The sequence below is a fragment of the Aurantibacter sp. genome, assembly GCF_042094015.1.
Taxonomy (GTDB): domain Bacteria; phylum Bacteroidota; class Bacteroidia; order Flavobacteriales; family Flavobacteriaceae; genus Aurantibacter.
Genome location: NZ_JBELDZ010000050.1, coordinates 1 through 17,953, shown reverse-complemented (window position 1 = coordinate 17,953; position 17,953 = coordinate 1). Strand labels below are relative to the sequence as shown.

General features: G+C 30.5%; 15 protein-coding genes. 5 read left to right on the top strand and 10 right to left on the bottom strand.

Annotated elements, in window-relative coordinates; translation table 11 throughout:
- The 8 genes from ACFDSN_RS08350 to ACFDSN_RS08315 all read right to left on the bottom strand — a co-directional run.
- The coding region (locus ACFDSN_RS08350) for an NAD(P)/FAD-dependent oxidoreductase (RefSeq protein ID WP_375239393.1) at window positions 1-1,043 on the bottom strand (1,043 nt) is incomplete at its 3' end.
- Between the two features lie 50 nt (window positions 1,044-1,093).
- Window positions 1,094-2,005 (bottom strand): dihydrofolate reductase, encoded by a 912-nt coding sequence (locus ACFDSN_RS08345; protein WP_375239392.1) that lies wholly within the window; start codon window positions 2,003-2,005, stop codon window positions 1,094-1,096.
- An 8-nt stretch (window positions 2,006-2,013) separates the two neighbouring features.
- The gene (locus ACFDSN_RS08340; protein ID WP_375239391.1) at window positions 2,014-2,853 is read right to left on the bottom strand and encodes an energy transducer TonB; all 840 of its coding nucleotides are present in this window, start codon (window positions 2,851-2,853) and stop codon (window positions 2,014-2,016) included.
- Between the two features lie 17 nt (window positions 2,854-2,870).
- A complete protein-coding gene (locus tag ACFDSN_RS08335; RefSeq protein ID WP_375239390.1) occupies window positions 2,871-3,695 on the bottom strand; it encodes a thymidylate synthase in 825 nt (274 codons plus the stop codon).
- Window positions 3,696-3,790: 95 nt separating this feature from the next.
- Window positions 3,791-5,131 carry a NupC/NupG family nucleoside CNT transporter gene (locus tag ACFDSN_RS08330; protein WP_375239394.1) on the bottom strand — a complete coding sequence of 447 codons (1,341 nt, stop codon included), beginning with the start codon at window positions 5,129-5,131 and terminating at the stop codon, window positions 3,791-3,793.
- A gap of 467 nt (window positions 5,132-5,598) precedes the next feature.
- Window positions 5,599-6,237, bottom strand: a complete 639-nt coding sequence (locus tag ACFDSN_RS08325; protein WP_375239389.1) for a bifunctional nuclease domain-containing protein — start codon at window positions 6,235-6,237, stop codon at window positions 5,599-5,601.
- Window positions 6,238-6,352: 115 nt separating this feature from the next.
- On the bottom strand, window positions 6,353-7,315 hold the full coding sequence (locus ACFDSN_RS08320) for an electron transfer flavoprotein subunit alpha/FixB family protein (RefSeq protein WP_375239388.1): 963 nt from the start codon (window positions 7,313-7,315) through the stop codon (window positions 6,353-6,355).
- Window positions 7,316-7,404: 89 nt separating this feature from the next.
- On the bottom strand, window positions 7,405-8,151 hold the full coding sequence (locus ACFDSN_RS08315) for an electron transfer flavoprotein subunit beta/FixA family protein (protein WP_375239387.1): 747 nt from the start codon (window positions 8,149-8,151) through the stop codon (window positions 7,405-7,407).
- A gap of 211 nt (window positions 8,152-8,362) precedes the next feature.
- Between ACFDSN_RS08315 and ACFDSN_RS08310 the strand changes: the two genes are divergently transcribed.
- From ACFDSN_RS08310 to ACFDSN_RS08300, 3 genes are all read left to right on the top strand, one after another.
- Window positions 8,363-9,343, top strand: a complete 981-nt coding sequence (locus tag ACFDSN_RS08310) for a pyruvate dehydrogenase complex E1 component subunit beta (RefSeq protein ID WP_375239386.1) — start codon at window positions 8,363-8,365, stop codon at window positions 9,341-9,343.
- Window positions 9,344-9,413: 70 nt separating this feature from the next.
- The gene (locus tag ACFDSN_RS08305; RefSeq protein WP_375239385.1) at window positions 9,414-11,903 is read left to right on the top strand and encodes a DUF5686 family protein; all 2,490 of its coding nucleotides are present in this window, start codon (window positions 9,414-9,416) and stop codon (window positions 11,901-11,903) included.
- 89 nt (window positions 11,904-11,992) lie between these two features.
- The gene (locus ACFDSN_RS08300; protein ID WP_375239384.1) at window positions 11,993-12,520 is read left to right on the top strand and encodes an inorganic diphosphatase; all 528 of its coding nucleotides are present in this window, start codon (window positions 11,993-11,995) and stop codon (window positions 12,518-12,520) included.
- A gap of 76 nt (window positions 12,521-12,596) precedes the next feature.
- Here the strand turns inward: ACFDSN_RS08300 and ACFDSN_RS08295 are convergent, their stop codons facing one another.
- Together ACFDSN_RS08295 and ACFDSN_RS08290 are read right to left on the bottom strand one after the other, a co-directional pair.
- Window positions 12,597-13,211, bottom strand: a complete 615-nt coding sequence (locus tag ACFDSN_RS08295) for a deoxynucleoside kinase (protein ID WP_375239383.1) — start codon at window positions 13,209-13,211, stop codon at window positions 12,597-12,599.
- 2 nt (window positions 13,212-13,213) lie between these two features.
- A complete protein-coding gene (locus ACFDSN_RS08290; protein ID WP_375239382.1) occupies window positions 13,214-13,987 on the bottom strand; it encodes a hypothetical protein in 774 nt (257 codons plus the stop codon).
- A gap of 189 nt (window positions 13,988-14,176) precedes the next feature.
- Here ACFDSN_RS08290 and ACFDSN_RS08285 point away from each other — a divergent pair, with 189 nt between their 5' ends.
- Window positions 14,177-15,067, top strand: coding sequence for a GLPGLI family protein (locus ACFDSN_RS08285; protein WP_375239381.1), 891 nt, complete (start codon window positions 14,177-14,179; stop codon window positions 15,065-15,067).
- Window positions 15,068-15,091: 24 nt separating this feature from the next.
- Window positions 15,092-17,803 carry a carboxypeptidase-like regulatory domain-containing protein gene (locus tag ACFDSN_RS08280; protein WP_375239380.1) on the top strand — a complete coding sequence of 904 codons (2,712 nt, stop codon included), beginning with the start codon at window positions 15,092-15,094 and terminating at the stop codon, window positions 17,801-17,803.
- Window positions 17,804-17,953 lie beyond the last annotated feature (150 nt).

Here is a 17,953-nt window from a genome sequence, read left to right as displayed (position 1 = left end):
TTGTTATTTCTACGAGAAGGCGACATTCCATTTACTACAACTTCGCCATTTGCTGTTGCTGCAGGAACAATAAATCCGCCAGGACACATACAAAATGAATACACACCACGACTATTTACTTGTTGCACCAAACTGTAAGATGCAGCTGGTAAAAGCTCGTTACGTTCTCCAGTACAATGGTATTGAATATTGTCTATAATTTGTTGCGGATGTTCTACACGAACTCCCATAGCAAAAGATTTTGCTTTTAATGCTATTTTTTTATCGTCTAATAATTGATAAATGTCTCTTGCCGAATGTCCTGTAGCTAAAATAACACGTTGTGTTGCTAATTCAGTATCATTTTTAAGTCTAAGCGCTTCGATTTTATTGTTTTTAATTACAAAATCGGTTACTCTGGTATTAAAATGAATTTCTCCGCCGTGATTTATAATAGTTTCACGAATGTTCTGAACCACTTTTGGTAACTTGTTTGTTCCAATATGTGGATGCGCATCTACTAAAATCTGGTCTGTTGCACCGTGAAATACTAAGTTTTCAAATATTTTTCTAACATCGCCACGTTTAAGACTTCGTGTGTAAAGCTTTCCATCACTATAAGTTCCTGCGCCACCTTCGCCAAAACAGTAGTTGGAATCTTCGTTTACAAAATGATCTTGATTTATTGCTTTTAAATCTCTACGTCTATCTTTTACATTATTTCCGCGTTCTAAAACAATAGGTTTGTAACCTAGTTCTAAGCAACGTAGAGCTGCGTACATTCCAGCAGGACCAAAACCAATAATATGAACTGATTTTGCTTTAGCAACATCTTTGTATTCAAATTGATATTCTGATTTTTCAGGTAAAGCTTCTTTTATATAAACTGCTAATTTATAATTTAGAATAATTTTTGGCTTTCTGGCATCTATAGACTTTCGTAATACTTTTATTCCTGTAATTTCTGAACGTGGAATACTTAAAAAAGCAGCTGATTTTTTAAGTAAAATATCGCTAATTTCTTCTTCTTTAAGAGTAATTCGAAGTTGAATGTCTTTAACCATATTGCGAAATTAACAAATAAATTAAGATTAGTTGATTGTTATTTCTAAACTTATTTTCTTACGTAGGTTATAAACGAGAACTCGTAATCATGTTGCTCGTCTTTTTTGTGAAATTCATTATTAATTTCTTTCCATTCGCCTAAATCAAATTGAGGGAAAAATGTGTCAGCATCAAAATTCGCATGAACTTTAGTTAATTCTATCTTTTCTGTAAATGGAATTGCTTGCTTATAGATTTCTCCGCCACCAATTACAAAAGGTTGTGTTTCGGTTTTAGGAATTTTAGTAAACGCTTCCTCTAGGCTATTCACCACTATTACGCCTTCAGGAACTTTATAATCTGCTTGTCTTGTTATAACAATATGCAAACGGTTTGGTAATGGTTTTGGGAAGCTTTCAAACGTTTTACGTCCCATGATTATACAATGTCCAGAAGTTAAGGCTTTAAAACGTTTTAAATCGTTACGCAAGTGCCAAATTAAATCATTATTTTTTCCAATTTCATTGGCTTCTGCAGTAGCAACAATTAATGTTAAGTTTGGTATGGTTTGCATAAGTTGTTTGTTGTAGATTTCGGATTTAGCGATATGAATGTCTTCTTTTTTAAGTGTTGCTTTTAATTTTTCTATTCGTGCTTTTTGAGCATTAACTAGTTTTTCTAATTGTTGTTTTTCCCACTTTGCGTTCATAAAGGTGTTTAAGATGTACACTTTTATGGCATGATACATTAAAAATAGAAACCAAACTACAGCAAAAATAATGCTCCAAGGATTTCCAAATACAGTAAAATTATCTCCTAATTTTAAAAGAATATTAAAAATTAATAGAATAGAAGTCACTATAAAAAAGAAAATAACATGCGTGTAAAAACGTTTTTTTTGCGATATACGTTTTTGAGCATAAGTGATTAACTCTAACTGTTCTTGATCTATTTTTTGTATTGGTTTTTTCTTTCCGAACATAGGTTACTTTAGAAATAAATAGTCATTAAATAAGAGAAATCAAAATCAACTGGCTCACCATTTTTCATTGCTGGTTTTTTAAATTTAGGCAGTCTTCTTAAAACTCTAATAACTTCTTTTGCCATTTCTTTTTTATGAGCTTTTGCTGTTATATCTTTTATGTTTCCTTTTTTGTCTATAGTAAACAAGACTCTAAATTGAGTTGTTTTATCTTGAGGAAATAATCTGTCCGCTAATTCTAGGTCAACACTTAATTGTATGAAGTTTGATACTTTCTTAATAGTACATTCTTCTAGAAGTTTATTGTTAGTAATCTTAGTACAGCGTTTATGTGTTGGGTAAATTAAAGGTGAGTTTTCTGTATTAGTTTCGTTCTTAATCACAAATTTTATAGGTAAGCCGTATGGAACTTCAACAGGTTTGCCTTTAAAATAACCAGGTTTTTCAAATTCAGGAATTAGTTTTAGAACTCTAATGGCTTCTTTTTCAAGTAATGGATGTGATGCTCGTGCTCTAATATTTATAGCTTTTCCTGTTTTGTCTATTGTAAAAGCACAAGTTATTTTTGTTGGTCCATCTGGTAAACCTAATTTTTGTGTAATTGAAATATCAAAATTCTTAGCTATGAATTCATTAATTTTTGAACTCATATATTGTTTCTTTTCTTCTGAGCTTAAAAATGAACCACAACCTGAATAAATTGGTACGTCTTCTATAACTGAAAAAGGAACTTCTTTTACATCGTTTATTACACGTAATGAATCTATATCTTTAGGACTAGTGCTTTCTTGAGAAAACACTTTACCTATTGTAAAAAGTAGAATAATAGCTAATAATGCCTTTTTCATATTTTAGTGATAGTTTTTTAAATAGCAACTTTACCTTTAATATGCGGATGCGGATTGTAATCTGTTAGTGTGAAATCTTCAAATTTAAAATCGAAAATATCTGTAATCTCAGGATTTAAAGTCATTTTTGGTAATGGTCTGCATTCACGAGATAATTGTAATTCTAATTGTTCTTTGTGGTTATTGTAAATATGTGCATCTCCAAATGTGTGAATAAATTCTCCAGCTTCATAACCACAAACTTGTGCCATCATCATAGTAAAAAGTGCATAGCTACCAATATTAAAAGGTACGCCAAGAAAAATATCTGCGCTACGTTGGTATAATTGACAACTCAATTTTCCATCAGCTACATAAAATTGAAAAAACGCGTGGCAAGGTGGTAAAGCTGCTTTTCCATTGGCAACATTTTCATCGAAAGATAAAGATGTGTCTGGTAAAACAGATGGGTTCCAAGCAGAAACTAGCATTCTTCTACTATTAGGATTGCTTTTTAAAGTATCTACAACTTCTTTAATTTGATCTACTTCATCACTATTCCAATTACGCCATTGGTGACCATATACGGGTCCAAGATTTCCATTTTTATCTGCCCATTCGTTCCATATTCTTACACCATTTTCCGTAAGGTAATCTATATTTGTATCTCCTTTTAGAAACCAAAGCAATTCATAAATAATAGACTTTAAGTGTAGTTTCTTTGTAGTAACCATAGGAAAACCTTCGCTTAAATCAAATCGCATTTGATAACCAAAAACACTTTTAGTTCCAGTTCCAGTTCTATCTCCTTTTTCATTTCCGTGTTCAAAAACGTGTTTTACTAAATCGTGATATTGTTTCATCTATTATAATATATAATTAAAGTTTAAAAATAAAAAATAAGGGTTGAATGCTTAGCACTCAACCCTATAATATATAAAAAAGTTATTAACTAATTTTAGCCAATAATCATTCCTGCAATAGTAGCAGAAATTAGTGACGCTATTGTTCCTCCAATTAAAGCTTTCATTCCAAATTTAGATAGGTTTTTACGTTGTCCAGGAGCTAGAGAACCAATTCCACCAATTTGAATTCCAATAGAAGCAAAGTTTGCAAAACCACATAACATATAAGTTGCCATAATAACAGATTTTTCATAAGTTAAATGTGTTGCATTTGCTACGTTTTTAAGTTCTGCTAATTGTATGTATCCAATAAATTCGCTAGCCGCTAATTTTATACCTAATAGTTGTCCCATTAGAGCCATATCTTCCGTAGCAACTCCAATTAACCACATTAATGGTGCAAAAGCATAACCAAGTATTAGCTCCAAAGATAAACTTTTATAAGCTGTGTTTGCAGCAACCCAAGTATTAATTGTAGTAACATCTCCAACCCAACCAAGCATTCCATTTATCATTGCAATAAAAGCTACAAAAACCAAAAGCATTGCGCCTACATTTACTGCTAAACGTAAGCCTTCTGTTGTTCCATTAGCTATAGCATCTAAAATATTACTACCAATCTTGTCTTTAGAAACTTCTACTTCAGTATTTACTGTTTCGGTTTGTGGGAATAATATTTTAGAGATTACAATAGCTCCAGGAGCTGCCATAACAGACGCTGCTAATAAGTGTTTAGCGTAAAATAATTTTAAAGCTTCGTCTTCACCGCCTAAAAAACCTATGTAAGCTGCTAATACTGCTCCAGCAACGGTTGCCATTCCTCCAATCATAACTAAAAGAATTTCAGACTTGGTCATTTTTTCTAAATAAGCTTTAATTAAAAGTGGTGCTTCAGTTTGACCTAAAAAAATATTTCCCGCAACACTTAAGCTTTCAGCTCCAGATATTTTTAAAACCTTAGTCAGTAATAAAGCCATTAGTTTTACCACTTTTTGAATTAACCCTAAATAAAACAATACAGAAGTTAATGCTGAAAAGAATAATATTGTTGGTAATACTTGAAATGCGAAGATGAATCCGTATGAATTAATATCCATTACGCCACTAAATAGAAACTCACTACCAGCTCGAGTGAAATCAAGAATGTTTATGAAAATTTGACCGACAGCTTCAAATGCATTTTTAATAAAGCTAATTTGTAAAACACATACAGCGATAATTAATTGAAAAACTAATCCTAAACCAACAGTTTTCCAATTAACTGCTCTGCGGTTACTGCTAAATAGAAAAGCTAGAAATATTAGAGTGAACATTCCAAGAATTCCTCGCCAAATACTTGTAAACGTATAGCCTGTACTTTTAATAATAATATCGCTACTTACTTTTTTTGTAATGAAATTTGAATGATTTTCAGATACATATATTAAAACTTGATTTCCTTTTTTTAGTTTCAAAGTGTTTTCTGAATTCTCTATTATTTCATAATAGACATCAACTGTCGAAGGAATCTTTTGTTTAAATATTAATAAATTTCTGTTTTCAATCCAAAATCCTTTATTGAAATTATTATTAATTATAGAAGCGTATTGACCATTTTTATCTAATGATAAAAATTCTTTTCCTTTTTCAAAATTTACAGAAGAATTTAGACTATCTGGAAAACTTTCATAAATTAAGTTTTTAGATAGTTGCCAATATTTTGTTGTGTTATCTAATTGAAGTAATTCTAAATCTGCTATTTTGCTTTCTAATTTATCAAATTCAATTTGAGATGTTAATTGTGTTGAGTCTATTTGTGCATTGATAAAGTTAATACTCAAAAATGTTAGAAAAAAGGCTAAAATAGCATGTCTCATAAAAATTATCGTTTTGAAATTTCGTCTCTTAAATGGGCAGCTTTTTCGTAGTCTTCGTTGGCTACAGCTTCATCTAAAAGGTTATTAAGTTCTTCTAATGATTTACTTGATAAATTATTTTTAGGGTTCTCTTTTTGGTCTTCTTCAAGATCAGCTAAAAGCGCATCTACTAAAATGTCGTCTTCATCATTGAAATCATCTTCATTGTCAGTAGTTGTTATATCTTGTTCTCCTTTTAAAAAGATTCCTGCTTTATCTAATATGTTTTTGTATGTAAAAATAGGTGCTTTAAATCGTAAAGCCAATGCAATAGCATCGCTAGTTCTTGCATCTATAATTTCTTCAATTTTATCACGTTCACAAATTAAGCTTGAATAAAATACACCATCTACTAATTTATGAATAATAACTTGTTTTACAACAATATTAAATCTATCAGAAAATGTTTTAAATAGGTCGTGAGTTAATGGCCTTGGTGGGCTAATTTCTTTTTCTAATGCAATAGCAATACTTTGTGCTTCAAAAGCACCAATTACTATTGGTAGTTTGCGTTCGCCATCAATTTCATTCAAAATAAGTGCATAAGCACCATTTTGTGTTTGACTGTACGATATACCTTTTATGTTTAATCTTACTAAACTCATAGTTGTTATAAAAAGCAAAGAACTACTTAAATTAGAACTTTACCAAACTGATTTTGTCAGTTTTAGAGGTCTAATTTAAGCAATTCTTTTAAAAGAATAATCTTTATATTTATAATTAAGCGTTTGCTAATTTAAATGCTTTTAATTTTTCTATAAGTTGTGGAATTACTTCAAAAGCATCACCAACAACACCATAGTCCGCTGCTTTAAAGAAAGGCGCTTCAGGATCTGTGTTAACAACAACTTTTACTTTACTAGCATTAATTCCTGCTAAGTGTTGAATTGCTCCAGAGATTCCTATGGCAATATATAAGTTAGATGCTACAGGTTTTCCTGTTTGACCTACGTGTTCACTATGTGGTCTCCAACCTAAATCCGAAACCGGTTTAGAGCAAGCTGTAGCGGCTCCTAAAACATCTGCAAGTTCTTCTATCATTCCCCAATTTTCAGGACCTTTTAATCCTCTACCTGCTGAAACTACTACTTCTGCATCTGCAATACTAACTTTATCTGATGCTTTGTCTACAGATTCTACTGTTACACCATTTGTTGGTAGACTAGGGGAAAATGATTCAGAAGTTGCACTTGCTGAATTTTCCACTAAACCATAAGCATTGTTAGAAACTCCAACAATTTTCACGTCTGTATTTATAGTTGTATTATTAAATGCTTTGTTTGTGAAAGCAGTTCGTTTTACCGTAAAAGGTGATGTGTTACTTGGTGTTTCAACTACATTCGAAACATAGCCAGCTTCTAAATTAATGGCTAAAATTGGTGCTAAATATTTACTATCTGCTGTTTGACTAACCACGACTACTTTAGTATCTTCTTGTTTTGCGGCTTGAGAAATTGCTGAAGCGTAAGACTTTGCATTAAATTTCTCTAATTCCGAATTAGAGATATTTAATACTTTGTCTACACCATAACTGGCTAATGCACTAGTGTCTGCTGCGTTTATAGCAACAGCAGTAACTGTAGTTCCTAATTGTGAAGCAACTGCTTTTGCGTATGAAGCAACTTCAAATGCTGTTTTTTTAAATTTTCCGTTTTCTGATTCTGTATATACTAAAACTGACATAATTTAATTTTTGTTTTGGTTTTTATAATTGTAAAAACCTCATTAATGTTTTGTAAACTTGAAAATATCTGAACTTAATTCAGGATAAATTAAATAACTTTTGCTTCGTTGTGAAGTAAGTTTACTAATTCGTCTAAGTTATCTGCATTTACTAATTTTACTGCTCCTTTAGGTGCTGGTTTTTCAAAGCTCACAGCAGAAGTTTCATTAGAGTCAACTGAAGCTTCTAAAACTGTTAAAGGTTTTTTACGAGCCATCATTATACCTCTCATATTTGGAATACGTAAATCACTTTCTTCTACTAGTCCTTTTTGTCCTCCAATAACCAAGGGTAAACTTGTAGCAACAGTTTCTTTTCCGCCATCAATTTCTCTAACTGCTTTTGCGTTAGTTCCATCAATTTCTAAAGAAATACAGTTAGTTACAAAGTTGGCGTCTGTTAACTCTGCAAGCATTCCTGGTACCATAGCACCATTATAATCTATAGATTCTCTACCTGCAATTACTAAATCATAACCTCCATCTTTTACAACTTTAGATAATTCTTTTGCTACTTGAAAACCATCTTTTGCTTCTGTATTTATTCTAATAGCATTATCTGCTCCAATTGCTAATGCTTTGCGAAGTGTAGGTTCTGTTTCTGAGCCTCCAACATTAATAACATCTACACTTGCACCTTGCTTTTCTTTAAACCACATAGCTCTTGTTAATCCAAACTCATCATTTGGGTTAATTACAAATTGCACACCATTAGTGTCAAATTTTGTGTCTCCATCTGTAAAATTGATTTTTGATGTTGTGTCTGGTACGTGACTAATGCACACTAAAATTTTCATATAAATTTTTTTATAAATTGTCTAAAAACGATTCTGTAAAAATCCGCTATTTTTAACCTTTTGCAAAATAAAAAGTGTAAAAATTACGAGATTACGAATTTAATACATTTTTTATAAAAATATACTATGCGTGCATAATAAATTTTAAATAAAACTTTTACATATGTTTTTCTATTTATGCTTATTTTTGTGCCTTAATCGAAATTAAACTATGAAAACTATTCAATTTAGAGAAGCTATTTGTGAGGCTATGAGCGAAGAAATGCGCAGAGACGAGAGCATTTACTTAATGGGTGAAGAAGTTGCTGAATACAATGGAGCATATAAAGCATCTAAAGGAATGTTAGATGAGTTTGGTGCAAAACGCGTTATAGATACACCAATTGCAGAACTTGGATTTGCAGGAATAGCTATTGGTTCTACAATGACTGGAAACAGACCTATTGTAGAGTATATGACTTTTAATTTCTCATTAGTTGGAATAGATCAAATTATAAATAATGCCGCTAAAATTAGACAGATGTCTGGAGGACAATTTAAATGTCCAATAGTATTTAGAGGTCCAACTGCTTCTGCTGGACAATTAGCAGCAACACATTCTCAGGCTTTTGAAAATTGGTTTGCTAATACGCCAGGATTAAAAGTTGTAGTGCCATCTAATCCATACGATGCGAAAGGACTTTTAAAATCTTCAATTAGAGATGATGATCCGGTAATTTTTATGGAAAGCGAGCAGATGTATGGTGATAAAGGTGAAGTGCCAGAAGGCGAATACACAATTCCTTTAGGAGTAGCTGAAATTAAACGTGAAGGATCAGATGTAACTATTGTATCTTTTGGTAAAATTATAAAAGAAGCATATAAAGCAGCAGATGAGTTAGCTTCTCAAGGTATTTCTTGCGAAATAATTGATTTAAGAACCGTAAGACCTTTAGATAAGAAAACCGTTTTAGAATCTGTTAAGAAAACAAACCGTTTAGTAGTTTTAGAAGAAGCTTGGCCATTTGGAAATGTATCTACAGAATTAACATATATTGTGCAATCTGAAGCATTCGATTACTTAGATGCACCAATTGTAAAAATTAATACAGCAGATACTCCAGCACCTTATTCGCCAGTTTTATTGGCAGAATGGTTGCCGGATTATAACTCAGTAATTAAAGCTGTAAAAAAAGTTATGTATAAAAAATAATTTATTATTTTCGTTATTATATAAACTTCATTAACCAGTTTGTTAGTGAAGTTTTTTTTTTGCTCAATTTATGAAGTGTTTAGCAGTCTTTATTTTTAGTTTATTTTCATTTATTACTTTAGCTCAGACTAAGGTTAGTGGCTATGTTTTTGATGAATTTAATGAGCCAATTTCGTTTGCTAATGTGATTTTTAAGAATTCATCTAAAGGAACAATTACTAACGAGAATGGTAAATTTTATATGGAAGCTGATGTAGATTGGGATACTTTGGTGATTTCTTTTGTAGGCTATCAAGCTCAGGATATTACTCTTAAAAAGGGAGCAAATTATAATCTTAAAATTATCTTGAATGAAGAAGTTGCTTCTTTAAACGAAGTTGTTATTGTTACAGGAAAACAATCTAAAAAAAACAATCCTGCAATAGATATTCTTCGCAAAATTTGGGCTAATAAACGAGTTAATGGCTTAAACAAATACAAACAATACCAATACGAGAAATACGAAAAGGTTGAATTTGATTTAAACACTATTGATAGTGCTACAATGAAGAGTAAGCTGTTTAGAGGAATGGAGTTTGTCTTTGACCAAGTAGATACATCTAAAGTTACAGGAAAAACATACTTGCCAATGTTTATCAACGAAGCCGCAAGTGAGGTTTATGGAGATAATATATTAAAAGAAAAACTTGAAGTACTTAAAGGAAATAAAAATTCTGGTTTTAGTAACAATCAAACCATAATTGATTTTATAGACGATTTGTATTCTGAGTATGATGTTTATGATAACTATTTAAAATTCTTCGATAAAAGTTTTACAAGTCCTTTATCAAAAACAGGGATAAGTACTTATAATTATGTTCTAGCGGATAGTTCTTTTAGAGGTAATAAATGGTGTTACAATATTATATATTACCCAAGACGTAAAAATGAGTTAACTTTTAAAGGTGATTTTTGGGTTGCAGACACAACATTTGCAATAAAAGAAATTAATTTACAGGCTTCTAAAAGTGCAAATATAAATTGGGTAAAAGAAATTTATATAGAACAGGAATTTGATGTATTAAACGATTCTGTATTTCTGATAAAGAGAGATTATTTTATGAGTGATTTTGCCTTTAATAAAAAGGAAAAATCAAAAGGTATTTATGGTAAACGTACTACGCTTTATGATAATTATAAATTTGATATAGAAAAAGATAAAGACTTCTATACAGAAAAAGTGTTTAGTTTTGATGAAGAACTCTATAATCAAGATGAATCTTTCTGGGAAGAAAAACGATTAGAGCAACTAAGTAAAGATGAAAAAGGCGTGTATGTGATGTTGGATTCACTTAAAAATACAAAAAAATTTAAACGATTATATAATATAGGAAGTATTCTAGCGTCTGGTTATATCGAGTTTGATCAACTTAATTTAGACTATGGACCAATTTTTTCTACATTTGGATTTAATGATGTGGAAGGCTTAAGGCTTAGAGTTGGAGGAAGAACTTATTTTGGACAAAATGATGTTTGGCGTTTAGAAGGTTTTACAGCTTATGGTTTTAAAGACAACAAGTTTAAATATGGGATTTCTGGTAAATGGCTAATTGATAAAAAAAATAGATTTATAATTTCTGGAGGTAATCGAAGAGATATAGAGCAAATTGGAGCTAGTTTAACAACAAGTACAGATGTTTTAGGTAGGAGTTTAGCTTCTTCTTCTGTTGTAGGAACAGGAGTAAACGACAAATTAACCAATATCAATTTAACATCTTTGTCTTTTGAGTTAGAGCCATCTAAAAACTTCATTACGCGTTTAAGTACAAGTTATAGAACCTTAGAATCTGCTTCTAGTACATTTAGTTTAGACTATTTTTCAGATGCTACTCAAACAAGCACAAAATCTGAGGTGAAACAATTTGAGACTGCAGTCTCGTTGTCGTATTTTCCAAAGAGAGAAATGACAGGTTATGGTGTGGAGCGTAAAACTAAAAATGACGATTTTGCACGTTTATTTGCTCAAGTAACTAGAGGAGATAAAGGTATTTTAGATGGGGACTTTAATTATACTAAGTTGCAATTCTCCTATACTCAGCCTTGGGCTATTGGTGGATTTGGTAGATTAACAACTACGGTTGAAGCTGGTAAGACATTTGGTCAAGTGCCTTTGGGTTTATTGAGTGTTGTGCCTGGAAATCAAACCTATTTTTCGATATATAATACGTTTTCCAATTTAGATTTTTATGAGTTTGTAACTGATGAATATGTAACACTTCATATGGAGCATAATTTTAATGGAAGATTGTTTTCTAGAATTCCATTTCTTAGAAAATTAAATTGGAGAGAAGTTATTAGTGTTCGTGGCGTTATGGGAGATGTGTCAGCCGAGAATAGAGCTATTAATGCTTCAGGGTTACTTTATAACGCACCGAACAAAGATGCTTATTACGAGTATAGTTTTGGAATTGCTAATATTTTTAAAGTATTTAGAATCGATTTTAATTTTAGAGGAAACTACCTAAACGTTCCTCAATCTAGAGCTTTTGGAGTAACAGGAAGCTTTGGCTTTTATTTCTAATTCTTTAACAAAAAACATAATAGCTTAAAAATTTTTAAAAAAACATTGATTTCCTTACTTTTGCGCTCTTAAAATTAAAGACTTAAAAGATGAGTAAATCAGATAAATTAACTTTTGATGCATTAGTAGAGATTCCAAAAGGAAGTAGAAATAAATATGAATATGATTTCGATTTAAAGAAAATTCGTTTTGATAGAATGTTATTTTCTTCTATGATGTATCCTGCAGATTACGGATTCGTCCCAGAAACACTAGCATTAGATGGAGATCCATTAGATGTTTTAGTATTAGGTCACGAGCCTACATTTCCTATGTGTGTTGTAGAAGTTAAGCCAATTGGTGTTTTTCATATGTCAGATGAAAAAGGTCCAGATGAAAAAATTATCTGTGTACCAGTTTCTGATCCTATTTGGAATAAGTGTAATGATATTTCAGACCTGAATCCACATAGAATAGATGAGATAACTCACTTTTTTAGAGTCTATAAAGATTTAGAGAAAAAGGAAGTTACTATTGGAGCTTGGGGAGATGCAAAAGAAGCAACTGAAATTTTCAACACTTGTGTTGAGCGTTATGAAAATAGTGATCATAAAAAAACCAACGACTTTAAAATTTAATTGGTTTATATCAAAATAAAAAAAGCCTTTTCATAATTAATGAAAAGGCTTTTTTGTTTTATAATTGGCAGCTCTACTAAAATAATCCGTTTATTTCAGCATCAATTTTATTAATAATATTCCCTAAATCCTCTGGGTTAGCTACAAAATCTAAATTATCAACATCTATAATTATAAGTTTCCCTTTTGTATAACCCTGTATAAACGCTTCATAGCGTTCGTTTAGTCTGCTTAGATAATCTATACTAATTGAATTTTCATAGTCTCTACCGCGTTTGTGTATTTGTGAAACTAAGTTTGGAATACTGCTTCTTAAGTAAATTAAAACATCTGGTGCAGCAACAAAACTTTCCATTAAATCAAAAAGTGACTTGTAGTTTTCAAAATCACGATTTGTCATTAATCCCATTGCGTGAAGGTTAGGAGCAAAAATATGGGCATCTTCATATATAGTTCTGTCTTGTATAATATCTTTTCCGCTTTCTCTAATTTGTGCAACTTGTCTAAATCGGCTATTTAAAAAATAAACTTGTAAGTTAAAACTCCAGCGTTCCATTTGGTTGTAGAAATCGTCTAAGTAAGGATTATCTACAACATCTTCTAATTGTGCTTCCCATTTAAAATGTTTTGCTAATAATTTTGTTAAAGTTGTTTTTCCTGCGCCAATATTTCCAGCAATTGCAACGTGCATATTTAATAATTTAGTTGGTAAGTGTAAAGTTTATTCTGTTCGTAAATATAGAGGTTTTGTTGCGATACAAAAAACGAATTTATGAGTTGATTTGTTAAAGAGACTAAATCGGTTTCTTTTGTGGTTTTATTATAGAAATAAATTGAATCTCCTTTTTTTAAGACTAAGTTTTCATTAATGTTTTTTATGCTTTGATAATGGTCGTTTTTAAGTTTGTAAATTAAGCTTCCAGCATAGTTGTAGCATAATATACTCTCTTCTGTTAGTAGCCAAACATAATTATAATCGCTAGTAATGTCTAGAATATTAGAAATAATTGGGTTTGTTTTTATTTTAGTTGATAAGGAGTTGTAGTTAAACAACTCTAATCTGTTATCTATGGTGTTAAAAATCCAAAAATTATTATTGTTAGCATTTGATATGTGTGAGATTACTTTAAAGCTTTTTAACTGATTAAAATCTATAATTTTAATTTCAGCGAATCTATTATCTAAAATAACAACAGAGTTTGTGTCTTTGTATAGTATAAATGTTTTTAATGGGTTAAAAGCATCTATATTAGCAATGTTTCCTAGTTTTAGATTACTGTAATCAAATGTTGTAAGTGTGTTTTCTTTTTTTAATCTATTACCATTTAGATAATATTTAAAATTAAAACTATCTATATTTGTAATTGAGTCTTGTGAGGCTTTTTTTACATCAATTAATTCCGTGTTAACTTGAGAAAATAAATTAGTAAACACAAGTAGTAATAAAACGTAAATGACTTTCTTCATAAATAGCAAGTTACAAAAATTATAACCAATAATTTTTGCTTCAATTGAAGTGATATTTAAAACACTTTAAAGTGTTAGTTTTTTTAACACTATTTTAACAGTTGTCATGTTAACATTTTCATCTTAAGGTCGTCTTGTATGTAAGGTGAAAAATAAATCAATTAAAAAATAAATCAATTAAAAATGAATATGTCATCAATAAAATTAACCATTTGCGCAGTCTTTACATTAATAACATTGTCAGGATTTTCTCAATCAGATTTTCAAGGGAAAGCAACTTATATTTCTAAAACATCAATGGATTTAGATAATTGGGGAGGAAAAGATATGTCTCCAGAACGTAAAAAAATGATGCAAGAGCGCATGAAGAGTTTCTTAGAGAAAACATACGTTTTAACATTTAATAAGACAGAGTCAATTTACAAGGAAGAAGAGCAGTTAGATGCTCCTGGAGGCGGAAGAGGTTTTGGGGGAATGATGAAAAGTTTTACTGGAGGAGCTCAATATAAAAATGTTAAAGAAAGTAATATTAAGCAAGAGCAAGATTTTTTTGGAAAGCAATTTTTAATTAATGATTCTATTCCAAAGTTAGACTGGGAAATGTCTGGAGAAACTAAGCAAATAGGTAAATATATGTGTTTTAAAGCAACTGCTATGAAGCCTGTAGATGAGTTTGATTGGACAAATATGAGACGTAAAGGTCCTAAGAAAGAAAAAGAAGATGTTGCCGAGGTTAAAAAAGATTCTGTTAAAACTACAACGTCTAGTTTTATGGAAGGTATTGAAATGCCTAAAGAAGTAGAGGTAACTGCGTGGTACACAATGGAAATTCCGGTTAGCAATGGTCCTGGAGAATTTTGTGGATTACCAGGTTTAATTTTAGAAGTAAGTTCTGGTAAAACTACAGTGTTATGTTCTTCAATAACAATAAACCCTGAAGAAAAAGAAGAAATTAAAGTTCCAAGTAAAGGAAAAGAAGTAACAAAACAAGAATACCAAGATATTGTTAAGAAGAAAATGGAAGAGATGAGAGAAATGTATGGCGGAAGACGTGGAGGAGGAAAAGGCGGAAGACGTTAGTATTAAACCAACTAAAAATAATAAATGAAACATATAATTACAGGGATATTGTTGCTAATGGTAACAGTATGTTTTTCTCAAATAAGATTTCAGGGAACCGTAAAAGATAGTATTGGTGATCCTTTAGAGCTTGCAAATATTGTTGCAATAAATAAAGTAACTAATAAAATGGATGCTTATGCAATATCTAATGATAAAGGTAAGTATAAGTTAGATCTTGAAGAAAATACGACTTATAATATTAAGGTAAGTTATATTGGAATGAAGTCTATTGATGCTAATATTGAAACAAAATCTGAAAATATTGATAAGGTTTTTGTTATGGTGGAGGATAATAACTTAGATCAAGTTGAGTTAACTTATGAGATGCCAGTAACAATAAGTGGTGATACACTAATATATAATGCAGATTCATTTAAAAACGGTACAGAGCGTAAGCTAGAAGATGTTCTTAAAAAATTGCCAGGAGTAGAAATTAATGATGATGGGCAAATTGAGGTTGAAGGAAAAACCGTAGGTAAAGTTATGGTTGAAGGTAAAGACTTTTTTGATGGAGACTCAAAATTGGCTACACAAAATATTCCTGCTAATGCTGTAGATAAAGTTCAAGTATTAAAAAATTATTCAGAAGTAGGTCAATTAAGTGGTGTTAAGAATAATCAAGATAATATTGCTATAAATATTAAGTTAAAAGAAGGTAAAAAGAATTTTTGGTTTGGAACAATAACTGCTGGGACAGGAATTGCAGATTCTGAAGGTTTATATTTAGCGCAGCCAAAGTTATTTTACTATAGTCCAGAATATAGTATTAATGTTATCGGAGATATAAATAATATTGGAGAAGTTGCTTTTTCTAGGAGAGATTATTTTAATTTTTCAGGTGGTTTTCAAGCTCCAAGTCAAAGTAGTGGAACAAATTTAAATCTTGGAGGAAATAGTTTGGGGTTTTTACAATTGCAAAATAATAGAGCTAAAGATATAAATACTAAGTTTGGAGCAGCAAATTTTAGTGTATCACCAAATAAATCATTAGATATTGGTGGATTTGGAATATTTTCTAGTAGTAGAATAGATTTACAGGAAAATAATAGTCGTGTATTTACAGATCAAACATTAGGAGTGCCAGATGAATACACAGAAAGCTTAACACATCAAAAAAGTGATTTGGGAATGCTTAAGCTAAATACAACTTATAAGCCAAATGCAAATAATCAATTGGATTATGAGATTTTAGGTAGAATGTCTAATGAAACTCAAACACAAAATGTAGCATCATCTGTTATTGGAAATATTGGTGAGGTTGAATCTAGTACGCCTTTTAGTATAAATCAAAATTTAGATTATTACTATACCTTAAATGAAAAAAACATATTTGCTTTAAATGCTCAGCACTTAATATCAGATGAAGATCCATTTTATAATGCATTTTTGGAAGATAAATTAAATTATGATTCTACTGCAGATGCTTTAGGATTAGATAAATTTCAGGTTGGTTATGATTTAGGTCAAGAAAAAAGAGTAAAATCTAACCAATTAGATGCTAAATTAGATTACTGGAATATTCTAAATAAAAAAAGTGATATTAACTTAACTTTTGGAACTATTCTAAGTCGTCAAGATTTCGATTCTAATATTTTTCAAACTTTAGATGATGGGTCAGTTATAAATCCTACACCAGTAATAAATAACGGTTTAAGTGTAAATAATACAACCTATAGTTTTAGTGATTTATATTTGGGGTTTCATTATAGGTTAAAAGCTGGAATTTTTACGTTTACTCCTGGTTTTTCAGCTCATACTTTTTCATTAAGTAACGAACAATTTAATCAAACCTATAGCCAAACATTTACACGTTTGTTGCCAGATTTTAATGTTAGAATGCAATTAAAAAACAGTGAGCAAATAATATTTAATTATCGTGTGCAGAATCAATTTACAGATGTCTCTCAATTCGCTCAAGGATTAGTGTTAAATAATTATAATTCTTTAAGTTCTGGTAATCCGCTTTTAGAGAATTCTTTATCTCATAATTTGAATCTATCCTATTTTAGTTTTAATATGTTTAATTATACAAATGTATTTGCTAATATTAATTACAGTAAGAATATTGATAATATAAGAAATGAATCTCAGTTTCAGCCTGGAAGTGTAGTGAATGTTAGTGCTCCAATTAATTCAGATTTTTCAGACGAAAGTTTGTCAGCTAATGGCCGTTTTCAAAGAACTTTTGGTAAGTTGAAAGCAACAGTTAATGGAACATTTAGCTACACTAAATTCAACCAGTTAATTAACGCTAATGTTTCTGTTAACGAAAATTATACTCAAAATTATAGATTTGGATTTAGTTCTAATTTTAGGTCTGCTCCAAACTTTGATATTGGTTATCGTTATTCTATTCAAGATAATGATCAAGGACAATCAAGAACAAAATTTTATACACATGCGCCATCTGTAGAGTTTGATGCATTAATATTTAAATCGTTTACATTTAAAACAGATTATACGTTTAATGATTTTAGGAATGAAACAGCTTCCCTAAATACATTTGAGTTTTGGAACGCTTCTTTAGCATATAGAAAGGATGAAGACTCAAAATGGGAGTTTGAGTTAAAAGCTACTAATTTACTAAATACAACTTCCCAAAATCAATCCAGTACATCAAACCTATCTGTAAGTGCAACTGAATACTTTATTCAACCCAGGTTTTTAACTATTAGAGCAATTTATAATTTATAGAATATTTATAATTTATTTGTAAGAAAAACTTCTCGAATTTTAGAGAAGTTTTTCTTGTTTTATTAAGAACATATAATATATTTGCACTCGGTTTTGGGGAGATACTCAAGCGGCCAACGAGGGCAGACTGTAAATCTGCTGACTACGTCT